The 19,235-nt window shown below is 59.8% G+C and carries 13 protein-coding genes and 1 tRNA gene; 5 read left to right on the forward strand and 9 right to left on the reverse strand.

What is annotated here, in order from left to right:
• Position 1: 1 nt before the first annotated feature.
• The 6 genes from lptB to JK208_RS01960 form a co-directional block, all read right to left on the reverse strand.
• On the reverse strand, positions 2-757 hold the full coding sequence (gene lptB / locus JK208_RS01935) for an LPS export ABC transporter ATP-binding protein (RefSeq protein WP_211574126.1): 756 nt from the start codon (positions 755-757) through the stop codon (positions 2-4).
• The gene (locus JK208_RS01940) at positions 754-1,713 is read right to left on the reverse strand and encodes an LptA/OstA family protein (protein WP_211574127.1); all 960 of its coding nucleotides are present in this window, start codon (positions 1,711-1,713) and stop codon (positions 754-756) included. Before JK208_RS01940 ends, lptB begins: the two co-directional genes overlap by 4 nt.
• The gene (gene lptC, locus JK208_RS01945; protein WP_194254382.1) at positions 1,710-2,486 is read right to left on the reverse strand and encodes an LPS export ABC transporter periplasmic protein LptC; all 777 of its coding nucleotides are present in this window, start codon (positions 2,484-2,486) and stop codon (positions 1,710-1,712) included. Before lptC ends, JK208_RS01940 begins: the two co-directional genes overlap by 4 nt.
• Positions 2,483-3,481 carry an SIS domain-containing protein gene (locus JK208_RS01950; RefSeq protein ID WP_211574128.1) on the reverse strand — a complete coding sequence of 333 codons (999 nt, stop codon included), beginning with the start codon at positions 3,479-3,481 and terminating at the stop codon, positions 2,483-2,485. The genes lptC and JK208_RS01950 overlap by 4 nt, the downstream gene beginning before the upstream one ends.
• 18 nt (positions 3,482-3,499) lie before the next feature.
• Positions 3,500-4,144 (reverse strand): ribonuclease D, encoded by a 645-nt coding sequence (locus tag JK208_RS01955; RefSeq protein ID WP_211574129.1) that lies wholly within the window; start codon positions 4,142-4,144, stop codon positions 3,500-3,502.
• Positions 4,145-4,206: 62 nt separating this feature from the next.
• Positions 4,207-4,293, reverse strand: a tRNA-Leu gene (locus JK208_RS01960).
• Between the two features lie 109 nt (positions 4,294-4,402).
• Between JK208_RS01960 and JK208_RS01965 the strand changes: the two genes are divergently transcribed.
• The 3 genes from JK208_RS01965 to gltB all read left to right on the forward strand — a co-directional run bounded on the left by JK208_RS01965 (position 4,403) and on the right by gltB (position 11,501).
• Positions 4,403-5,389: a complex I NDUFA9 subunit family protein gene (locus JK208_RS01965; RefSeq protein WP_211574130.1), complete on the forward strand. Its 987-nt coding sequence runs from the start codon at positions 4,403-4,405 to the stop codon at positions 5,387-5,389.
• 155 nt (positions 5,390-5,544) lie between these two features.
• Entirely contained in the window at positions 5,545-6,984 is a 1,440-nt protein-coding gene (locus tag JK208_RS01970; protein WP_211574131.1) for an NAD(P)-dependent oxidoreductase, read from the forward strand.
• Positions 6,981-11,501 carry a glutamate synthase large subunit gene (gene gltB / locus JK208_RS01975; RefSeq protein ID WP_211574132.1) on the forward strand — a complete coding sequence of 1,507 codons (4,521 nt, stop codon included), beginning with the start codon at positions 6,981-6,983 and terminating at the stop codon, positions 11,499-11,501. Before JK208_RS01970 ends, gltB begins: the two co-directional genes overlap by 4 nt.
• Positions 11,502-11,507: 6 nt before the next feature.
• Here the strand turns inward: gltB and JK208_RS01980 are convergent, their stop codons facing one another.
• Positions 11,508-12,614 (reverse strand): acyltransferase, encoded by a 1,107-nt coding sequence (locus JK208_RS01980; RefSeq protein ID WP_211574326.1) that lies wholly within the window; start codon positions 12,612-12,614, stop codon positions 11,508-11,510.
• Positions 12,615-12,765: 151 nt separating this feature from the next.
• Here JK208_RS01980 and JK208_RS01985 point away from each other — a divergent pair, with 151 nt between their 5' ends.
• Entirely contained in the window at positions 12,766-14,574 is a 1,809-nt protein-coding gene (locus JK208_RS01985) for a M3 family oligoendopeptidase (RefSeq protein ID WP_211574327.1), read from the forward strand.
• A gap of 8 nt (positions 14,575-14,582) precedes the next feature.
• Positions 14,583-15,944 carry an AarF/ABC1/UbiB kinase family protein gene (locus JK208_RS01990; RefSeq protein WP_211574133.1) on the forward strand — a complete coding sequence of 454 codons (1,362 nt, stop codon included), beginning with the start codon at positions 14,583-14,585 and terminating at the stop codon, positions 15,942-15,944.
• Between the two features lie 73 nt (positions 15,945-16,017).
• Here JK208_RS01990 and JK208_RS01995 read toward each other — a convergent pair whose 3' ends face one another.
• Positions 16,018-18,237 carry a TonB-dependent receptor domain-containing protein gene (locus tag JK208_RS01995; RefSeq protein WP_228125371.1) on the reverse strand — a complete coding sequence of 740 codons (2,220 nt, stop codon included), beginning with the start codon at positions 18,235-18,237 and terminating at the stop codon, positions 16,018-16,020.
• Between the two features lie 564 nt (positions 18,238-18,801).
• On the reverse strand, positions 18,802-19,215 hold the full coding sequence (locus JK208_RS02000; protein WP_211574134.1) for a hypothetical protein: 414 nt from the start codon (positions 19,213-19,215) through the stop codon (positions 18,802-18,804).
• Between the last annotated feature and the right edge of the window lie 20 nt (positions 19,216-19,235).

The following is a 19,235-nucleotide window of genomic DNA, read 5'->3' on the forward strand; positions in this document are numbered from 1 at the left end:
GTTACAGCGAGAAATTCTCTCCGAGATAGACCCGGCGGACATCTTCGTTCGCAACGATGGCTTCGGGCGTACCTTCCATCAACACCTGACCGCCATGCATGATGTAGGCGCGATCAATAACTTCGAGCGTTTCGCGGACGTTATGGTCCGTAATCAGCACACCGATGCCACGATCCTTCAGATGCGAGACAAGATCGCGGATTTCACCGACTGCGATTGGATCGATACCGGCGAGCGGCTCGTCGAGCAGGATGTAGTTCGGCTGACTGGCCAGCGCACGGGCGATTTCCAGTCGACGGCGCTCACCGCCGGACAGCGCGAGCGACGGAGAGCGGCGCAGATGGGTGATGCCGAATTCCGCCAGAAGGCCATTGAGCATCAGGTCCCGCTTTTCCGGGGCGGGCTCGACGACCTCAAGGGCGGCCATGATGTTTTGCTCGACATTCAGGCCACGGAAAATACTGGCTTCCTGCGGCAGGTAGCCAACACCGAGGCGCGCGCGGCGATACATCGGCAACTGCGTGATGTCGGCGCCATCCAGCGTGATGGTGCCGGTATCGGGCTGAACGAGACCGACGATCATGTAGAAGCTGGTGGTCTTGCCCGCGCCGTTCGGGCCGAGGAGACCGACGGCTTCGCCGCGCTGCACCTGAAGCGAGACGTTTTTGACGACGGCGCGTTTCTTGTAAGATTTGCCGATACCGCTTGCGACCAGACCGGTTGCGGGCGGCTGAGAGGGGATATGGCTGTCTGTCACTTGGGTGCCTGGCTGCTGTTGGCCTCGTTTGGCACGACGAGCCCCTGAATGGGGGAATCCGTGCCCGGCAGCATGGTTGCGATGCCGGTCTTCATGTTCACGATGGCCTGCGAGCCATTGTTCTGGTTCTGCCCCTGCGTGACATGCACATGGCCGATCAGGCGGGCGATCTGGGTATCGAAAACATAGACGCCACGATCGCCCGTGGCGGTCTGGGTCGGTGTCCGCAGAACGACATGCCCCCAGCCATAGGCCCGGTCGAGCTTCGAGGAACCGCCGCCCATCGGATTGGACGAATCTGCAGCCGCCTGTCCCGGTTTTGCAGACTGTCCCGGAGCAGGCGCGTCGTTAGGTTTGCTGAACGAGACCAGCACGTCCGCCTTGACCTGCTTGCCGTCATTGGTTGTGACGGTCGCATCGCCCCGGCCAACCGACATGCGCGTCTTGGCGTGATATTCCATGACGTCGCGGGCCGTCAGAATGTCCTGCGGCGTCGTCAGCTTCAGATGCTTGCCGGTCATGACCATGACACCCTGATCCATGTCGTACAGCGCATGATCGCCCCAGCCCTGATCGGTCTGGTTGTAGATATGGACATTACCGCGCGCCTCGATCCGGTACAGTTCAAGCGAACCGCCCATCGGATCATTGCTGCTGGCGCTTTTGCCGTCGGCCGGTGTCGGCGCAGGAGCGGGCTGTCCGGGAGCAGGCGCTTTCTTGCGCAGATATCCGATCAGCGTATCCGCATCGACCGTCGTATCCCCGCGCACGGCCCGCGCTCCGCCCGTGAGTGTCACGGTCTGAGCATTGCGGTCGTAGACTTCTTCCTTTTTCCAGAACAGCTGTACGGCTTCACCGTGGGACATGTCCAGCCCGTCCGCATAGGCAGGAGCGGAGGGAAGAGCCAGAGGAAGGGCGATCAGGAAGGGAAGGAAGGCTGCGGAACGGCGGGTCATTTCTCTGTCTTCAGTCCTTGCAGGTGCAGGCGGGCCGCCGCACTCGGAGGGCCGTTGTCATCGTTGCGGACCGTCAGTCCGGGTCCCGTAAACTGCATGATACCCGCATGCTGGTCCAGAAAATAGCCTTGGGCATCCTGCGTGCCGAACGGACCTTCCGCATGGACCCAGTCCCGCGAGGCGATGACGTCCGCCTTGAGGTCCAGATCGGCGGAGGGGCCATTCAGGAGAAAACCATCGTCGCGGTAGAGCACGACGTTGTCGTCAAGATCGAGCGTCTGTTCGTGCTGCATATAGACGCCGCGATCAGCCTTGATATGTGCCCAGGAATTGCCCGAAAGCTGGATGTCGGCAACCGGCTCTACCAGGTCCACGCGATCCGGGCCCTGCTGGTGGGTGGTGCGGGCCGTGATCATGTAAAGATGGTCGTGGGCGTCGAGGCCGCGATAGGTGGCCTGTTCCATGTTGCCGCTTTCCACGCGCAGGCGGGCCATTTCCTTCAGGGCGGCGCGGTTCTGGTTCATGAGATGGGAGATCTCGGGCCAGGCCGCGATGGAACTGAGGAGGACGAGAGCGAGCCCCGGGAGTGCCCATTTAGCGAATCCCAGAAGCGAGCGGCGTCGGGCGAGTTCCTGAGCGTTGGGGGCTTGGCGGATCCGCTGGAAGGCGGCGCGGCGCAGGTTGTCGAGACGGGCGAGACTCTCTGTCCGGTTCGGGTCGAAATCTTCCCGGCGGATGCGGTGTTCGCCGTTATCAGGCGTGGGGTCGCTCATGACAGGCCGCTTCGCAGGAGGTCGTGAATATGGACGATTCCCGCAGGGCGGCGTCCTGCGTCCACGATGAATATGCTCGTGATGGGGCGCTCGCGCTGGTTCATAAGATGCAACACGTCCTGCGCCAGCGTGTCGGCACGTGCAGTGATGGGGGCGGGATTCATGACGTCCGCGGCCGTGGTCGCGTCGAGGTCGCCGGAGAGGGCGCGGCGCAGATCGGCGTCTGTGATGAGGCCCTGAAGTTCACCATTGTCATCAATGACACCCATGCACCCGAATGACTTGCGTGTCATCTCGAGAATGACGGAGCGGAGCGGGAGGCTGCCCTGTCCGAGGGGCAGAGCGTCGCCGGTATGCATGAGGTCGCTGATCGGGCGGAGGCGCGCGCCGAGAAGGCCGCCGGGGTGAAAAGCGCCGAAATCGCGGGCGGTAAATCCGCGCTTTTCCAGCAGGGCAATGGCGAGCGCGTCGCCCAGAGCCAGTTGCAGCAGGGTGCTCGTCGTTGGCGCCAGCCCCATCGGGCAGGCTTCGGCGCTGGTGGGCAGGACCAGCGGGATCTGTGCGGCACGGGCGAGGGCCGAGGTGCCGACGGCGGTCACAGCGATCACGCAGTGATTCTGCCGGGCAGCATAGGCCAGAATCGCTGCAAGTTCTGCGGTTTCGCCCGAATTGGAGAAAGCGAGGATCAGATCGCCGGGCGCCACCATCCCAAGGTCGCCATGTGCGGCTTCAGCGGGGTGCAGAAACAACGACGGTGTGCCGGTAGAGGCGAGGGTTGCCTGAATTTTGCGGGCGATATGACCTGATTTCCCGATTCCGGTCACGATCAGACGCGCGCGACTTTCTGCGATGCGGTCAACGGCTTCGCTGAACGCAACTCCGAGCGGGCCAGAGAGGGCCTGTTCGAGCGCTTCCAGCCCTTTGCGTTCGATGGAGATGGTTTGGAAGGCCGATTCCAGAGCAGTGCGGGAAAAACCGGGCGACGGGCGATTCATGATCAGGTGGGCCGGAATTCAGGCGCGGTGCGAGAAAATGTCGGACTCGTCGTAGCCCAGCAGGTCGAGGCGGCAGCGGGCCGGAAGGAAATCGTAGCAGGATTGCGCGAGGTCGCGGCGGTTTTCACGGATCAGCATGGCTTCGAGCTTATCCCACAATGCGTGAAGATGCAGCACGTCCGATGCGGCATAGCGAAGCTGATCGGGGGTGAGGGTCTCGGCGCCCCAGTCGGAACTCTGCTGATGTTTGGAGATTTCGACGCCGAGGAGGTCGCGGCACAGATAGGCCAGTCCGTGACGGTCCGTGAAGGTATAGACCAGCCGGGCGGCGATTTTGGTACAGATGACAGATGGGACCGTAATATTGAAAGCGTTCTGCAGGACTGCGACGTCAAAGCGTGCGTAATGCATCAGCTTGGTGACGGAATCGTCTGTCAGGAGCGCTTTAAGGTTTGGGCAGTCATAGCCCCTGCCGCCCATGGAGACCGGTTTGATCTGCACGAGGTGGGCTTCCCCGTCGCCGGCTGAGAGCTGGACGAGGCAGAGGCGATCACGATGGGGATTGAGACCCATGGTCTCGGTATCGATGGCAACGACAGGGCCAAGATCAAAGTCATCCGGCAGATCGCCGTCATGAAGATGGATGGCGTCTTGCGAACTCATTTGTCGTCACCAAATTTTTTTGATCACCAGAGGATCGAGGCGATTTATTGCCTGATCGTCTGTGGTGCCCAGAAGAAGACTCGAACTTCCACGTCCTTTCGGACACAGGTACCTGAAACCTGCGCGTCTACCAATTCCGCCATCTGGGCTCAGAAAGCACCGGAGTTTTTTCAGTTTCCTGAAGCATCCCGGCTCGGTGAAGAGGCGTTTACCCCTCCACGTATGGGGCGTCAACAGCCAACTGAAAGAAAAATGCAAATGCGTAGAAATTTTTCCGTGGACGGGACGTCGAGTGGAGAGGGAATAGGCCGCAGTCCAAGGGTTGTGGCGGTTCTGGGCGGAGGAGGCTTTGTCGGGCGCGAACTTGTCGGACGGCTCGTGGCCTTGGGGCACGTCGTGCGGGTGGGGAGCCGAAACCCCGAAGACGATCAGGGACTGGCGCGGTTTCCGGGTGACGGGCGTGTGGAGTTCATCAAGGCATCCGTGAATGACGCTGCTGCGCTGGAGCGTGTGTTTGCCGGGGCTGATGTGGGGATCAATCTGGTGTCCATCATGTCGCCGGACGTGCAGGCGATGCATCGGGTCAATGTGGAAGGGGCGCGACTTGCGGCGCTCGTGGCGCGGCGTGAGGGCGTGGGGCAATACCTGCATATGTCGGCCATCGGCGCGTCGCTGACGTCGCCGGGGAATTACGGGCGCAGCAAGGGACTGGCCGAAAGGATGGTGCGGGAGGTCTTTCCCGAGGCGGTTATGTTGCGGCCTTCGGTGATTTTCGGGCCGCAGGACAGTTTCTTCAACATGTTCGCGCTGATTGCGAAGCTCTCCCCGGTTCTGCCGGTGTTTGCGCCAAAGACGCGGTTTCAGCCGGTCTATGTTGGTGATGTGGCGCGGGCGATCGTCACACTGACTGAGCCGGGGCACGAAGGTCTGACTGTCGAAGCAGGTGGACCGGATGTTCTGAGCATGAAGGACTTGATGGCGTTCGTTCTGGAAGCGTCGGGGCGTCATCGGATTCTGGTGTCTGTGCCGGGATGGGCGGCGAAACTGGAGGCCGATGTTCTTGAGTCACTGCCGGGACATCTGCTGACGCGCGATCAGGTTGCGATGATGGGCGTGGACAATGTGGTGCAGCGGGGAGCGGTCGATCTTCAAGCGCTCGGGATCAGGCCTGCGGCGATGCGGAGTATCGTTCCAGACTATCTGAGGGGGAGTGTTTGTGAGAGCTGGCGGCGCTTCCGAAAGTAATTGATCCGTTTCGGACCTAAAAATTTGTGTGAAAAATGGCTCATACGATAAGAAGATGGGCCATTTCGCACGAAAGGTCAGCATTACTGACTGTTATTGAATAAAGTGACGGAATAGCTGCATTCTCACTCGCATGTTTGCAGGAGACACGACGCATGGCCGAACGGATGTTGCAGTTCGTCACCCACCCCCAGGTGCTTCCCGAGAAGCGCGACGCGGCCGAACGCCGTCAGGATTTCGGGGAGATTTACCGTGGGTTCGCGCGCAGCCGGGCGGAAGAACAGGCGTCGCGGTGTTCGCAGTGCGGGATTCCGTTCTGCTCCGTGCATTGTCCTCTGGGGAACAACATTCCCGACTGGCTGAAGCTGACGGCGGAAGACCGGCTTGAGGAAGCGTATGAGATGTCGTCCGCGACAAATACGTTTCCAGAGATCTGCGGGCGCATCTGTCCGCAGGACCGGCTGTGCGAAGGCAACTGCGTCATCAACAAGGGCTTCGAGAGCGTTACCATTGGCGCGGTCGAGCGCTTCATTACCGAAAATGCGTTCGAGCAGGGCTGGGTGAAGCCCGCTCTCCCGGACCGGGAGCTTGGGCGCAGTGTCGGGATCGTGGGCTCCGGCCCGGCGGGGCTGGCCTGTGCGGAGCGGCTGCGGGCGCAGGGTTATGAAGTTCATGTCTATGAGCGTCAGGACCGTGTGGGCGGGCTGCTGACCTACGGCATTCCGAGCTTCAAGCTGGAAAAGCATGTGGTGGCGCGGCGTCATGCGCTGCTGGAAGAGCAGGGGATTGTGTTCCATCTCTCCACGCCAGTTGGCTCGGGCGAAGGCGAGGCGGCGCTTGAGGACCTGCGGGCGCGGCATGATGCGGTGTTTCTTGCAACGGGCGTGTACCGCTCGCGCGATGTGAAGGTGCCGGGAGCTGGGCTTGAGGGCGTCGTCGATGCGATCGACTTCCTGACGGCGTCCAACCGTCGGGGCTATGACGACGATCCGGGCGAGGATGCAGCGCTTCATGCGAAGGGGCGTCGGGTCGTGGTGATTGGCGGTGGCGACACGGCCATGGACTGCGTGCGCACGTCGATCCGTCAGGGTGCCGAGCGTGTGACGTGCGTTTATCGTCGGGACCGGGCGAATATGCCGGGATCGCGGCAGGAAGTTTACAATGCCGAGGAAGAGGGCGCGCAGTTCGAGTGGCTGGGGTCGCCGGAAGCGTTTCTGGGCGATGGCAGCGTGTCGGGCGTGCGGGTTCTGAAGATGCGTCTGGGGTCTCCGGATGCGTCGGGGCGTCGTTCCATTGAAGGCACGGGGCAGCATGACGTGATCGAGGGCGATCTGGTCATCAAGGCTCTGGGCTTCGATCCCGAGGATCTGCCGGGGCAGTTCGCGACCCCCGATCTGGCCGTGACGCGCTGGGGCACGCTGACGGTGCCGCCGGGTGGCTTTGAGACGAGCCTGCCGGGCGTGTTCGCCGGTGGAGACATCGTGCGCGGAGCGAGCCTTGTCGTTTGGGCGATCAAGGATGGCCGGGATGCGGCCGATGCGATCCATCATCATCTGACTGAAACAGTAACCGGTTCTCTGGAGGCCGCGGAATGACACACAATAACGATTTCATCCGCGAGTATGCTGAGAACGTCGAACGCCTGAAGGGGCTGTATGACCCGTCCCAGGAGCGCGATTCCTGCGGTGTGGGTCTGGTCGCGTCGCTGGATGGCAAGCCGTCGCGCAGCGTGGTGCTGGCGAGCATCGAGGCGTTGGGCAATATCTGGCATCGCGGTGCGGTCGATGCCGATGGCAAGACCGGCGATGGCGCGGGCATCCATGTTGAGATCCCTCAGGATTTCTTTGCCGAGGCGATCCATAACAGTTCCAGCGACGATACGATTGACGGTCGCATCGCAGTGGGCATGGTGTTCCTGCCCAAGACCGATTTAGGCTCGCAGGAGCGGGGCCGTCAGATCATTGAGACGGAGATCCTGAACTTCGGTTACGGGATCTATGGCTGGCGTCAGGTGCCGATCGATACGGCGTGCATTGGCGAGAAGGCCAACCAGACGCGGCCGGAAATCGAACAGATCATGATCCGCAACCGCCTCGGCCGGTCCGAGGACGAGTTCGAGCGCGACCTGTATGTGTTGCGTCGGCGGATCGAGAAGCAGGCGACGGCGCAGCAGGTTGATCTGTATGTGTGCTCGATGTCCTGCCGTTCGGTGATCTACAAGGGCATGTTCCTTGCGGAGAACCTGACGGATTTTTATCCGGATCTGCTGGATGAGCGGTTCGTCTCGCGGTTTGCGATCTACCATCAGCGCTATTCGACCAACACGTTTCCGACCTGGAAGCTGGCCCAGCCTTTCCGCAAAGTGGCGCATAACGGCGAGATCAACACGATTTCGGGCAATACGAACTGGATGCGCTCGCATGAGACGCGGCTCGCCCATCCGGATCTGGACCCGTACATGGCGGATCTGAAGCCTGTGGTGCAGGCTGCCGGTTCGGATACGGCGGTTCTAGACAATGTGTTCGAACTGCTGACCTTCGCCGGGCGGGATGCGCCGATGGCGAAGACGATGCTGGTACCGGCCTCTGGCGGTGCGAACTCGGCAATGTCCGACGCGGCGCGCGCACTGTTCCGGTATTGCAATGCCGTGATCGAACCGTGGGATGGCCCGGCGGCTTTGTGTGCGACGGACGGGCGCTGGGTTGTGGCGGGTCTGGATCGCGCCGGGCTACGACCGCTGCGCTACAGCATCACGCAGGACGGGCTCCTCATTGTGGGCTCCGAGACCGGGATGGTCCGGGTACCGGATGCACGCGTTAAAAGCCGCGGGCGGCTTGGCCCGGGGCAGACGCTGGCGCTCGATCTGAAGGAAGGGCGACTTTACCAGTCTGAAGAACTACTGGAAATGCTGGCCTCGCGTCAGGATTTTCAGGGCTGGGTGAAGCGCATTCGCGATATCGAGCCGATTGTGCGGGATGTGGTTGAACCCGAGGCGCTGGACCCGGATGTGCTGCGGCGGCATCAGGTGGCGGTCAGTCTGACGCATGAGGAGCTGGAGACGATCCTGCATCCGATGGTGGAAACCGCTGCCGAGGCTCTGGGCTCCATGGGCGACGATACGCCCCTTCAGGTGTTGTCGCAGATCTATCGTGGGCTGGCGCATTATTTCCGTCAGGGGTTCAGTCAGGTCACGAATCCGCCGATTGATTCCCTGCGTGAGACGCGGGTGATGAGCCTGATTACGCGGCTTGGCAATCTGGGGAATATTCTCGATCAGGCGCCGGAGCAGTGCGACCTATTGCAGCTTCCGAGCCCTGTCCTGACGATCGGTGAGTTCGACGAATTGCGGAAGGTCTGCGGCGAGAATGCGGGCGTGATCGACTGCACCTTCCCGGCTGAAGAGGGCGAGGAAGGTCTGCGGGCGGCGATTGCGTCCATCCGCGTGCAGGCGGAGGATCATGTTCGCGGTGGATGCACGCATCTGTTCCTAACGGACGACAACACGGACGCAACACGGGTTGCCATTCCGATGATCCTCGCCACGGCGGCCGTGCATATCCATCTGGTGCGCAATTCGCTGCGGACGTTCACGTCGCTGAACGTGCGGACGTCTGGCGCGATTGATGTTCATGCGATTGCCGTCACGATTGGGGTGGGTGCGACGACGGTGAACCCGGCTCTGGCGCAGCATTGTGTGGCGGACCGGCTGCGGCGTGGTCTGTTCGGCAAGATGTCGCTGCGTGAGGCGATGGAGCGGTATCGCAAGGCTGTGGACAAGGGTCTGCTCAAGATCATGTCCAAGTCGGGCATTTCGATCATTTCGGCCTATCGTGGAGGGTATAATTTCGAGGCGATCGGACTGTCCCGCGCGCTGGTGGCGGAGTTCTTCCCCGGTATGCCGTCGCGGATTTCGGGGATCGGTCTGCCGGGCATTGCGCGCAACATTCTTGGCGCACATACGGCCGCATGGAACCGAAAGGTCGAAGCGCTCCCCGTGGGTGGGCGTTACAAGCTGCGGCGTCAGGGTGAGACGCATGCGTTCTCGGGGCAGCTTGTACACATGCTCCAGAGCGCAGTGACGGCGAACAGTTTCACGCTGTACCGGCGTTATGCGGATGCGGTGCGTCAGATGCCACCGGTGGCGCTGCGTGATCTGCTGGATTTCAAACCGCTTCATGCGCCGGTTCCGGTGGATGAGGTGGAGAGCATCACGCAGATCCGGCGTCGTCTGGTGGCACCAGGAATTTCGCTGGGCGCCCTCAGCCCCGAGGCGCATGAGACACTGGCGATTGCCATGAACCGGATCGGCGCGAAATCCGATTCCGGCGAGGGTGGTGAGGATGCCGAGCGCTCAAAGCCGCGTCCGAACGGAGACAATGCGTCTTCGGCCATCAAGCAGGTGGCATCCGGGCGTTTTGGTGTGACCGCGCAGTATCTGAATGACTGCCGCGAGATCGAAATCAAGATGGCGCAGGGTGCGAAGCCTGGCGAGGGTGGACAGCTTCCGGGCTTTAAGGTCACGGAGCTGATCGGGCGGCTGCGTCATGCGACGCCGGGCGTCACACTGATTTCGCCGCCGCCGCATCACGACATCTATTCGATCGAGGATCTGGCGCAGCTCATTTACGATCTCAAGCAGATCAACCCGACGGCGACCGTGACGGTCAAACTGGTGGCGCGGACGGGTATTGGTACGATTGCGGCCGGTGTGGCGAAGGCCAAGGCAGATGCGATTCTGATTTCCGGCCATTCGGGCGGGACGGGTGCCAGCCCGCAGTCTTCGATCCATTATGCAGGCCTGCCGTGGGAAATGGGGCTGTCCGAAGCGCATCAGGTGCTGATGCTGAACCGGCTGCGTCATCGTCTGGTGCTGCGGACGGATGGCGGCATCAAGACGGGCCGCGATGTTGTCATGGCGGCGATGCTGGGTGCCGAAGAATTTGGTATCGGCACGGCAGCATTGGTCGCGATGGGCTGCATCATGGTGCGTCAGTGCCATTCCAACACCTGCCCGGTGGGCGTGTGTGTGCAGGACGAGAAACTGCGGGAGAAGTTCGGGGGATCGCCGGAGAAGGTCATCAACCTGTTCACGCTGATTGCGGAAGACATCCGGCATATTCTCGCAGATCTCGGCGTGCGGTCGCTTGAAGAAGTGATCGGGCGGACGGACATGCTGCGTCAGGTGTCGCGTGGTGCGGATTATCTGGACGATCTGGATCTGAACTCCCTGCTGGTTCAGGCCGATCCGGGCGAGCATGCGCGTTACTGCACCCGTGAAGGGCGTAACGAAGTACCGGAGACGCTGGACGGGCAGATCATCCCTGATGCGACGGCGCTGTTCGAACGTCGGGAGAAGCTGCACCTGCATTACACGGTGCAGAATACCCATCGTGCGATCGGCACGCGGGTTTCGGGGCTGATTACGCGCAAGTTCGGCATGAAGGAGCTTCCGGAAGGCCAGCTCACGCTGTCGTTGCGCGGGTCTGCCGGGCAGTCTCTGGGCGCGTTCGGTGTGCAGGGGCTCAAGATCGAGGTCGAGGGCGATGCCAACGACTATGTCGGCAAGGGCCTGTCAGGCGCGACGATCGTTGTCCGCAAGTCACCGGCCGCGCAGTGGGCCTCCGAACAGAGCGCGATCATCGGCAATACCGTTCTGTACGGCGCCACGGCAGGCACGCTGTTTGCAGCCGGTCAGGCGGGTGAGCGCTTTGCGGTGCGGAATTCCGGTGCGACGGCCGTGGTCGAGGGCTGTGGTTCGAATGGCTGTGAATACATGACCGGCGGGACGGTCGTAATCCTTGGGGAGACGGGCGATAATTTCGGCGCCGGTTTCACGGGTGGCATGGCCTATGTGCTGGATGTGAAGGGACGGTTCGAGGCGCAGATCAACCCCGATACGGTGATGTGGAGCCGCGTTCAGGCTGGCAGCCGCTGGGATCAGGAACTGCGCACCCTTGTGGAGCGGCATGTGGCGGAGACGGGCAGCACCTATGCCGAAGATCTGCTGCATTGCTGGGAGCGGACGATGGAGCGCTTCTGGCATGTCGTGCCGCGCGATTATGCGCGGATCATTGGCTACGTGCAGGAAGACCTGTCGCAGCTTTCGGCTTGAAGCACGTTATCCCTGCCTGGGACGGAGTTTCAGGCAGGGGCGCTCCACGAGGCGCCATGACAGGATTGCGCCGGCGATCGTGGTGAGGATCGTGAGAAGTACGGCGTTTCGGCGGCTGAGGCCGTAGCGGATGTGAAGGTCTCCGGCCATCATCACCAGCGGGAGATGACACAGATAAAGCCCGTAACTATGGGTGCTGAGGCTGCGGACCGCCGGGCCGATCACAGGCGGTAGGGTTCGCAGGCGCATCATTGCAGGCATGCAGAGCGCATAACCGAAGCCTACAGTATCAAATGAAAAGATGGGGCTAAAGCGTGGCGGCCAGAGCGGGATGGGCAAAAGATCTCCCAGCCATGTCGTGAGGACGATCACTGCGCCAAGAATGGCCAGTGGTCTGTACAGGCGGGGGATGCTTTCCGAATATCGGTTCAGGCACGCGGCGGCGACGCCCCACGCGATGGAGTCAAGGCGGCAGGATACGATTTTGCTGACGGCTTCCTCCCAGTTGAGGTCTGTGGGCAGCGACAGGCGCCAGCAGACCGGAACGATGAAGAAAGCCGCAAGTGTGAGTCCGAACGCCCGAGCGGGTCTGATCCGGCAGGCAAGAAGCATGAGTAGCAGGGCGGGGAAGGTGATGTAGAACCATTCCTCCACGCAAAGCGACCATGTAACACCATACCAGTTCGAAACCATGGGCCAGCCGAGATTTTGCGTCAGGGTCAGGAACCAGGGCAGGACGCGTCGGGCTTCGTCCCATGTCACGCCGTAGGGGCCGAAACGGGCGAGCGGGATCAGCAGTGCGAACAGCCAGACATAGTAGGCTGGGAGGGTGCGCATCCATCGGCGGACGAGAAAAATTCCCCAGCCTTTGAGGGAGGTTCCGCGTTCCAGCAGATCCAGCATGATCGTGCCGATCAGAAAGCCACTGAGAACGAAGAACAGCATCACGCCATAAAAGCCGAGGATCACCAGATGGAACGGAAGCACGCGGTGCCACCAGTCCAGAAACAGGCTTCCGTCGTGGCAGATCAGGACATCAAGGATGGCGATCGAGCGCAGCAGATCGGGGCCTGCGATTCGCTGCTGCAGATTTTCAAAGGATGTCAGAGCAATTGATGCCTGGGGGGGGGTATTTTTTCATGAAATGGCGGAAGATCCCGGAGTGTGGCTCCATTAGGCTCCGAGAGGCGATTTTATACTACAGATTTGTCATCAACATCCCGTTTGACGGCTGGGATTGTGGCTCTAAGGTCAGGTTATGACCATGCTCTTTTCTGCCGCTGACGGCACGCCCAATTCGTCCTCCGGGGAGCAGATGCCGCCCCGCTGGGACCTGTTCGATCTCTATGCTTCCCCGGAAGATCCGGTTCTGGCGACGGATTTCGATCGCTGGGCAGGAGAGGCACACCGTTTCTGCGAGACTTATAAAGGGCGTCTGGGCAGTCTGAGCGGGGCGGAACTCGCAGCGGCCTTCGCTGAATATGAAGCGATTGAAGAAGGTCTCGGGAAGATCGGGTCGTTCTCCAGCCTTGGTTTTGCGGCGCATACGACTGATCCGGTCTGGGGGCGGTTTGCGCAGGGTGTGCAGGAGCGGATGACGGAGGTGGCCTCCGATCTGATGTTCTTCACGTTGGAACTGAATCGGATCGCGGATGCGGATCTGGCGCGGATCTGTGAAGCACCGGAAATGCGTAAATGGGATGCGTATCTGCGGGATCTGCGGATGTACCGGCCCTATCAGCTCTCCGACGAGGCCGAGCAGGTGCTGATGGACAAGTCAGTGACGGGGCGCAATGCCTGGAACCGGCTGTTCGACGAAACGATGGCGACGCTGAGCGTCACGATCGACGGCGAGGAAAAGCCGCTGGGCGAGGCGTTCAACCTGCTGACGAATGCGGATCGTGCGAAGCGCGAGGCTGCGGCGCAGCAGATCAGTGCGGTTCTGGGCGAGAATTCGCGTCTGCTGACGATGATTACCAATACCCTCGCCAAGGACAAGGCGATCGGGGACAAACTGCGCGGCTATCCGCGCCCGACGAGTTCGCGCAATCTGGCGAACATGGTCGAGGACGAGGTTGTCGATGCGCTGGTGGGCGCGGTGGACGAGGCTTATCCGCGTCTGGCGCACCGGTATTATGCGCTCAAGGCGAAGTGGCTCGGGCTGGAAAAGCTGGAGCACTGGGACCGCAATGCCCCGCTGCCAGGTGTGGAGGCGCGTCCGATCGACTGGGAGCAGGGCAAAGAGATCGTGCGGACGGCCTATGCCGGGTTCGATCCGGCTCTGGGTGAGATCGTCCAGAACTTCCTGACCAATCCGTGGATTGATGCTGCACCAGTGCCGGGGAAGTCTTCGGGGGCGTTCTCCCATTCCTGCGTCCCGTCCGTGCATCCGTATATTCTGATGAATTATCGCGGGCAGCCGCGGGACGTCATGACGCTGGCGCATGAACTGGGGCATGGCGTGCATCAGACGCTGGCCGGGAAAAAACAAGGCTATCTGAATGCGGATACGCCTCTGACGCTGGCCGAGACGGCATCGGTGTTTGGCGAAATGCTGACGTTCCAGTCCCTGCTGGATGCCGAAAGCGATCCGAAGCGTCGTCGTCATATGCTGGCAGCGAAGGTCGAGGATATGCTGAACACGGTTGTCCGGCAGATCGCGTTCTATCAGTTTGAAGTGAAGGTCCATGACGAGCGGGCGAAGGGTGAGCTTTCGCCGGAGCGTCTGGGAGAAATCTGGCGGGAGGTTCAGGTCCGGAGTCTGGGGCCCGTGTTCCACTTCACACCAGATTATGACCTGTACTGGTCTTACATTCCGCATTTCGTGCATTCCCCGTTCTATGTTTATGCGTATGCTTTCGGGGATTGTCTGGTGAATGCGCTGTATGGCGTTTATCAGGAAAAACCCGAGGGTTTTGCTGCGAAATATCGCACCATGCTCGAAGCCGGCGGAACGCTGCGGCACAAGGACCTGCTCGCGCCGTTCGGACTTGATGCGACAGATCCGGGTTTCTGGCGTAAAGGACTGGATGTGATCTCGGGGCTGATCGATCAGCTCGAGCAGGAGGACTGAGGAGCATCATGGCGAGGGATCTCGACAACACCGGCCTTATGGGGGAACTGCGTCGCATGGCGCGGACTTCCGGCGCGGTCGGCGGTATTGCAGCGCGGATGGCGGGTAACCGTCTGGGCTTCAAGACAGACAAGGGCGTTCATGCAGAGGGCCTGAAGTCGGCGTTGGGAAACCTCAAAGGGCCGCTGATGAAGGCGGCCCAGCTTCTCTCCACCATTCCCGGCGCGCTTCCGGACGAATATGCGGAAGAACTGGCGCATTTGCAGTCCAACGCGCCGCCGATGGGCTGGAGCTTCGTGCGCCGTCGCATGCAGGCAGAGCTTGGGGCGGGTTGGGAAAAGCATTTCCGCTCCTTCAGCCACGAAGCCGTGGCAGCGGCGTCGCTCGGGCAGGTGCACCGGGCGCGTCTGGTCGATGGGCGCGAGGTAGCGTGTAAGTTGCAGTATCCGGACATGCAGGCGGCTGTGGATTCGGATCTGCGGCAGTTCCGGGCCGCGCTGGGTATTTACAAGCAGTTCGAGACGACGATCCGTCAGGACGAGGTTTACACCGAACTTGCGGACCGACTGCGCGAAGAACTGGATTACCGGCGGGAAGCGAGCCATCTGCGGCTCTATCGGGACATGCTCTCGGAAACGCCCGAGGTCACGGTTCCAGCGCCGGTCGAGGAACTGTCCACAGGGCGGCTGCTGACGATGGACTGGGTGAGCGGGCGCAGCATGCGGACCGTTCTGGGCGAGAACCTGCCGCTTGAGGATCGCAATGCGATGGCGACAGCGCTGTTCAAGGCCTGGTATACGCCGGTGTATCGCTACGGTGTCATTCACGGTGACCCGCATATGGGTAATTTCACCGTGCGGGACGATTACGGTCTGAACCTGTTGGATTTCGGGGCTGTTCGGATTTTCTCGCCGCGCTTTGTGGAAGGGATCATCGACCTGTTCACGGCGCTGCGTGAGAACAACGAGGAGCTCGCGTTCCATGCCTACAGCAAGTGGGGCTTCGTCGGCATTTCGCGTGAAACGGCGGCTATTCTGAATGAATGGGCGCGGTTCTTCTACCGTCCGCTCATGACAGACCGCGTCTGCTCCATGCAGGAAAGTAACGATCCGGCAGAAGCACGTCAGGTTCTGGAGAAAGTCTATGACGGTCTCAAGCGCACGGGCGGTGTGAAGCTGCCGCGCGAGTTCGTACTGATGGACCGGTCCGCGATCGGGCTGGGCAGCGCGTTCCTGCGTCTGGAGGCGCGGTTGAACTGGCACAATATGTTTGAGGAACTGATTGAGGGCTTCGATGTGAATGTTCTGGCCGCGCGTCAGAAAGAAGCTCTGGAAAAAGCGAAGGTGCCCCCGGCACTGTCTTCACTTTAAGGGGTTCAGCCAACAAAAAGGGCGCTTCCTTTGCAGGAAGCGCCCTTTTTGTTTCTGGAGTGCTGATAACGGTTCAGAACTGGGCTGCAATCGTTCCGAAGAATTCGCGCGGTGCTGCGACAAACAGGTTTGCGTTGTCATCGCCAGCAACCGAGGCTGCGCCGTACACGCCGCCGATATAGTTCTGATTATAGAGATTGGTGATGCCAAAGGACGTCTTCAGGTTCTGGGCAAAGCCGACCTTGCCGAAATCGTAGGCAACATTGAGGTTTGATGTCCAGTAAGCGGGGATTTGCTCGTCGTTGGTGTAGGTCATCTGACGCGCGCTGGTGTATGTCGTGTTGAAGTTGAAGGTTGCGCGATGCCATGTGTAGCTCACGTCAGCCTTATACATGAACTTCGGGTAGTAGACCTGCTGCTTGCCCTTGATGCTGACGTAACCGCCATTATACGGCAGATGCGTGTCTTCGTAGGTGGCATCGTTCCAGCTGAAGCTGTTGGTGATGGCCAGACCGGGCAGCGGGCGGAACGTACCTGCGACGTCTGCGCCATTCATGGTTTCACGACCCACATTCATGAATGCGCTGTAGGTGTTGCCGGTTGATCCGCTGGTGATAGCGGCAAGACGGTTATAATAATCGGTGTGGTAGAAATCGGCACTTCCGGAGAAGAAGTGGGAGTTGAAACGGTAGCCGACCACATAGTTCCAGGTCCGCTCCGGGCGCAGGGATTTCTTGTTCTCGTCAAAGACGGTCTGTGCGGGGTTGGCTGCGCTTCCAAGACCGGACCAGGGCGATCCGCTGGAACTCTGGGCGGAGTAATCATAAGCGCGCATATTTTCAGCAATATCGAAATAGACTTCGTGCTGATTCAGGAAATGATAGTCGAAGTTGAAATGCGGAAGGAACGCATTCGCTGCCGTCAGATTACCGGAAGCAGGATGGCTGTAATAGACGCCCCATGAGGACAGCGTGCTTGTGTTGTCGACGCTGGTTCCGCCATGCGTCGTTTGCAGCAGGGAGCGGAAGCCTGCCTCAACGGTCATGCCCGGGATGATGTGGTATGTATCCTGCAAATAGAACTGAAATGTATTGGTGTTAAAGGAGTCTGCCCACCAGGTTGTTCCGTTCTTGAAGTTGGAGATGGAGGAATGCGGTGTATCGACGCCGTCTTCATACATCATCATCGGGTAGTTAAAGCGGTCGTTTTCGTACCAGATGCCGGTTTTGATATCGTTGTTATGACCGGCATGGATATCAAAATTCTGGACAAAACCGAGACGTCGAACGTCGGGATGGCCGGTTTCCATCGCCATGGGAACCTGTGAGGTCGGGGAGGTCAGGAACGGGTTCGTGGCGCTGTAATCGCCGTTCGAGACGTGGGCGTAAGCGATTGTCTTGGATGTGACGTTGGGGAACAGCTGGAACTCACCCGTGATGGCGGAGAGATAGTTCCGCTGGGTCTGGGTGCCGTCGTAAGCGTAATCGCCAATTTCATCGTTGGACAGAACCCCTTCAAGACCAGCCGGGACGCCGCCATTCTGGGCATAATAGGCGTATTCTTTGGCAAGAGCATAATTGGGTTTCAGATAGGTCGTATTGCGCCCCATCTTCTGCCACATGTTCTTGGTCAGGCTGAGATAGTTGTACTGTTCAAAGTTTGAATAGTCGAAAACTGCCGTGATTTTACCACGATCGCCAACGGGCTGGACCAGTTTGAAATTGGCCTGCTGTTCCTGCTGATCGCCATAGCCTTTCCAGAGATCCTGATCGGTTCGGGCATAGGCAGCGTAAAATTTGGTGCCGCTGGAATTCAGCTTGCCACTATCCACACGCCCGAAAGTTCTGAAGCCGTTATAACTGCCGAAAAGCTGACTGATCTGGCCGCCTGCCTTGTCGGAAGGGTCTGCAGAAGTAAAGGTAATGGCGCCTCCAAGCGTCTGGGCTGATGGCGTGTCCAGTGCGCCTGCGCCCTGAGACATGGTCAGGCTGGTGATGTTTTCCTGAATTTCCATCTGGTCGACACCGAGGCCGTTCCAGTTGTGGAAGCCCTGCCCACCCATCGGGATTCCGTCGAGCGAGACACCGAGCTGGGTCTGATTGAAGCCGCGGACATAAAGGGTATTGGCGACTGTATCGAGTCCGAAGGCGTCATCGGAGGCAAAGTTTGCGCCAGGTGTCGTCAGAGCAAGGATCTGCATCGGGCTTGTGCCGGCGACGAAATGATCCATTGTTTCTCGTGTGACGACTTCCACCGCACTATGCGAGCCTCTGCGCTGTGCATGAACCGTCATGTCTTCAGTGCCGGATGCCACTGTTGCATGTTTATGCGTCGGGAGTGCGCGGTGTGCAGGCGTCGTGGTCCTGGCGTGGTTTGCATGATGCGGATGTGTTTTGTGCGTAGTGCTGGCGGCCCGGGTCGGGCTGACCAGAAGGCCGATCAATGCGACACCGGATAAAAGATATCGTCCCAAGGCTGACTGCACGAGCGGGTTCCAGTTCCTGTTCATAAAAATTCTGGAATTCACGCTATGTCATCGAATTGAAACACTGCAATATGTTTATTAAACAATAAGTCATAATTCCAGTCGGGCTGGCAAATACATCACATATGAAACGAATTGTTGCGACGAAGATTCTGGAGAGAATTTTATAAATAAAAAACAATTCGGAATATAATTATCAAATAATGCAACTGAAAATTTATATTATTATCTTGTTGGATATTTTTCATTCATTATATGTTGGATCGGTCGGTAAAAAGCTTTTCGTTTTAGAGATTGCTAGAGGCTGGCCCGTTGGTAAGTCGGGCCTGATCATGACTTTGCGCAATAGAGCGTGTCAGAATGTACGGAAAATCAGAAGATTTCCTTGATAAGGTCGTTGCCAATGCTGAACCCTGCGCCAGCTTCGACCGAGCGGGCAAAGCCGGAATTGAGGATATCGGAAATGAAATTGTTGTCGGGCAGGGCCTGAACCGGTTGGACGGGGATCTGCTGCGTCGGGGCTTGATAGGTCGTTGATGTGCCGTCATCGGGCTGCGCGTTGGACAGGGCTGCGTGAAGCTGCTGCAGAAGATTCGTGACCTGCTGCTGTTCCGCCTGAAAGGCAAGGGCGAGTTCACGCAGGTCGAGAGACCATTCCCGGGCCTGCATGTCGCCGCTCTGGACAGAAGCCTGCATCTTGGAGCCAAGAGCCTGAAGCGCCTGCGCGGTTTGCTGGGCCTGCTGCTGGAGCTGGATGTAGGTCTGTTCGATCGTTTGGACGTCCATGACGGTTTTTCCTTCAAAGA

Origin of the sequence: Gluconobacter sp. Dm-74 (assembly GCF_018256135.1) — a bacterium.
In the GTDB taxonomy this organism is placed as follows: Bacteria; Pseudomonadota; Alphaproteobacteria; order Acetobacterales; family Acetobacteraceae; genus Gluconobacter; species Gluconobacter cadivus.

Coding starts and splice junctions, on each gene's coding strand:
- JK208_RS01990 (WP_211574133.1), top strand. CDS start 14,583: ATGGCGAGGGATCTCGACAACACCGGCCTTATGGGGGAACTGCGTCGC.
- JK208_RS01955 (WP_211574129.1), bottom strand. CDS start 4,144: ATGAGTTCGCAAGACGCCATCCATCTTCATGACGGCGATCTGCCGGAT.
- JK208_RS02000 (WP_211574134.1), bottom strand. CDS start 19,215: ATGGACGTCCAAACGATCGAACAGACCTACATCCAGCTCCAGCAGCAG.
- JK208_RS01995 (WP_228125371.1), bottom strand. CDS start 18,237: ATGACGGTTCATGCACAGCGCAGAGGCTCGCATAGTGCGGTGGAAGTC.
- JK208_RS01970 (WP_211574131.1), top strand. CDS start 5,545: ATGGCCGAACGGATGTTGCAGTTCGTCACCCACCCCCAGGTGCTTCCC.
- lptC (WP_194254382.1), bottom strand. CDS start 2,486: ATGAGCGACCCCACGCCTGATAACGGCGAACACCGCATCCGCCGGGAA.
- gltB (WP_211574132.1), top strand. CDS start 6,981: ATGACACACAATAACGATTTCATCCGCGAGTATGCTGAGAACGTCGAA.
- JK208_RS01965 (WP_211574130.1), top strand. CDS start 4,403: ATGCGTAGAAATTTTTCCGTGGACGGGACGTCGAGTGGAGAGGGAATA.
- JK208_RS01940 (WP_211574127.1), bottom strand. CDS start 1,713: ATGACCCGCCGTTCCGCAGCCTTCCTTCCCTTCCTGATCGCCCTTCCT.
- JK208_RS01950 (WP_211574128.1), bottom strand. CDS start 3,481: ATGAATCGCCCGTCGCCCGGTTTTTCCCGCACTGCTCTGGAATCGGCC.
- JK208_RS01985 (WP_211574327.1), top strand. CDS start 12,766: ATGCTCTTTTCTGCCGCTGACGGCACGCCCAATTCGTCCTCCGGGGAG.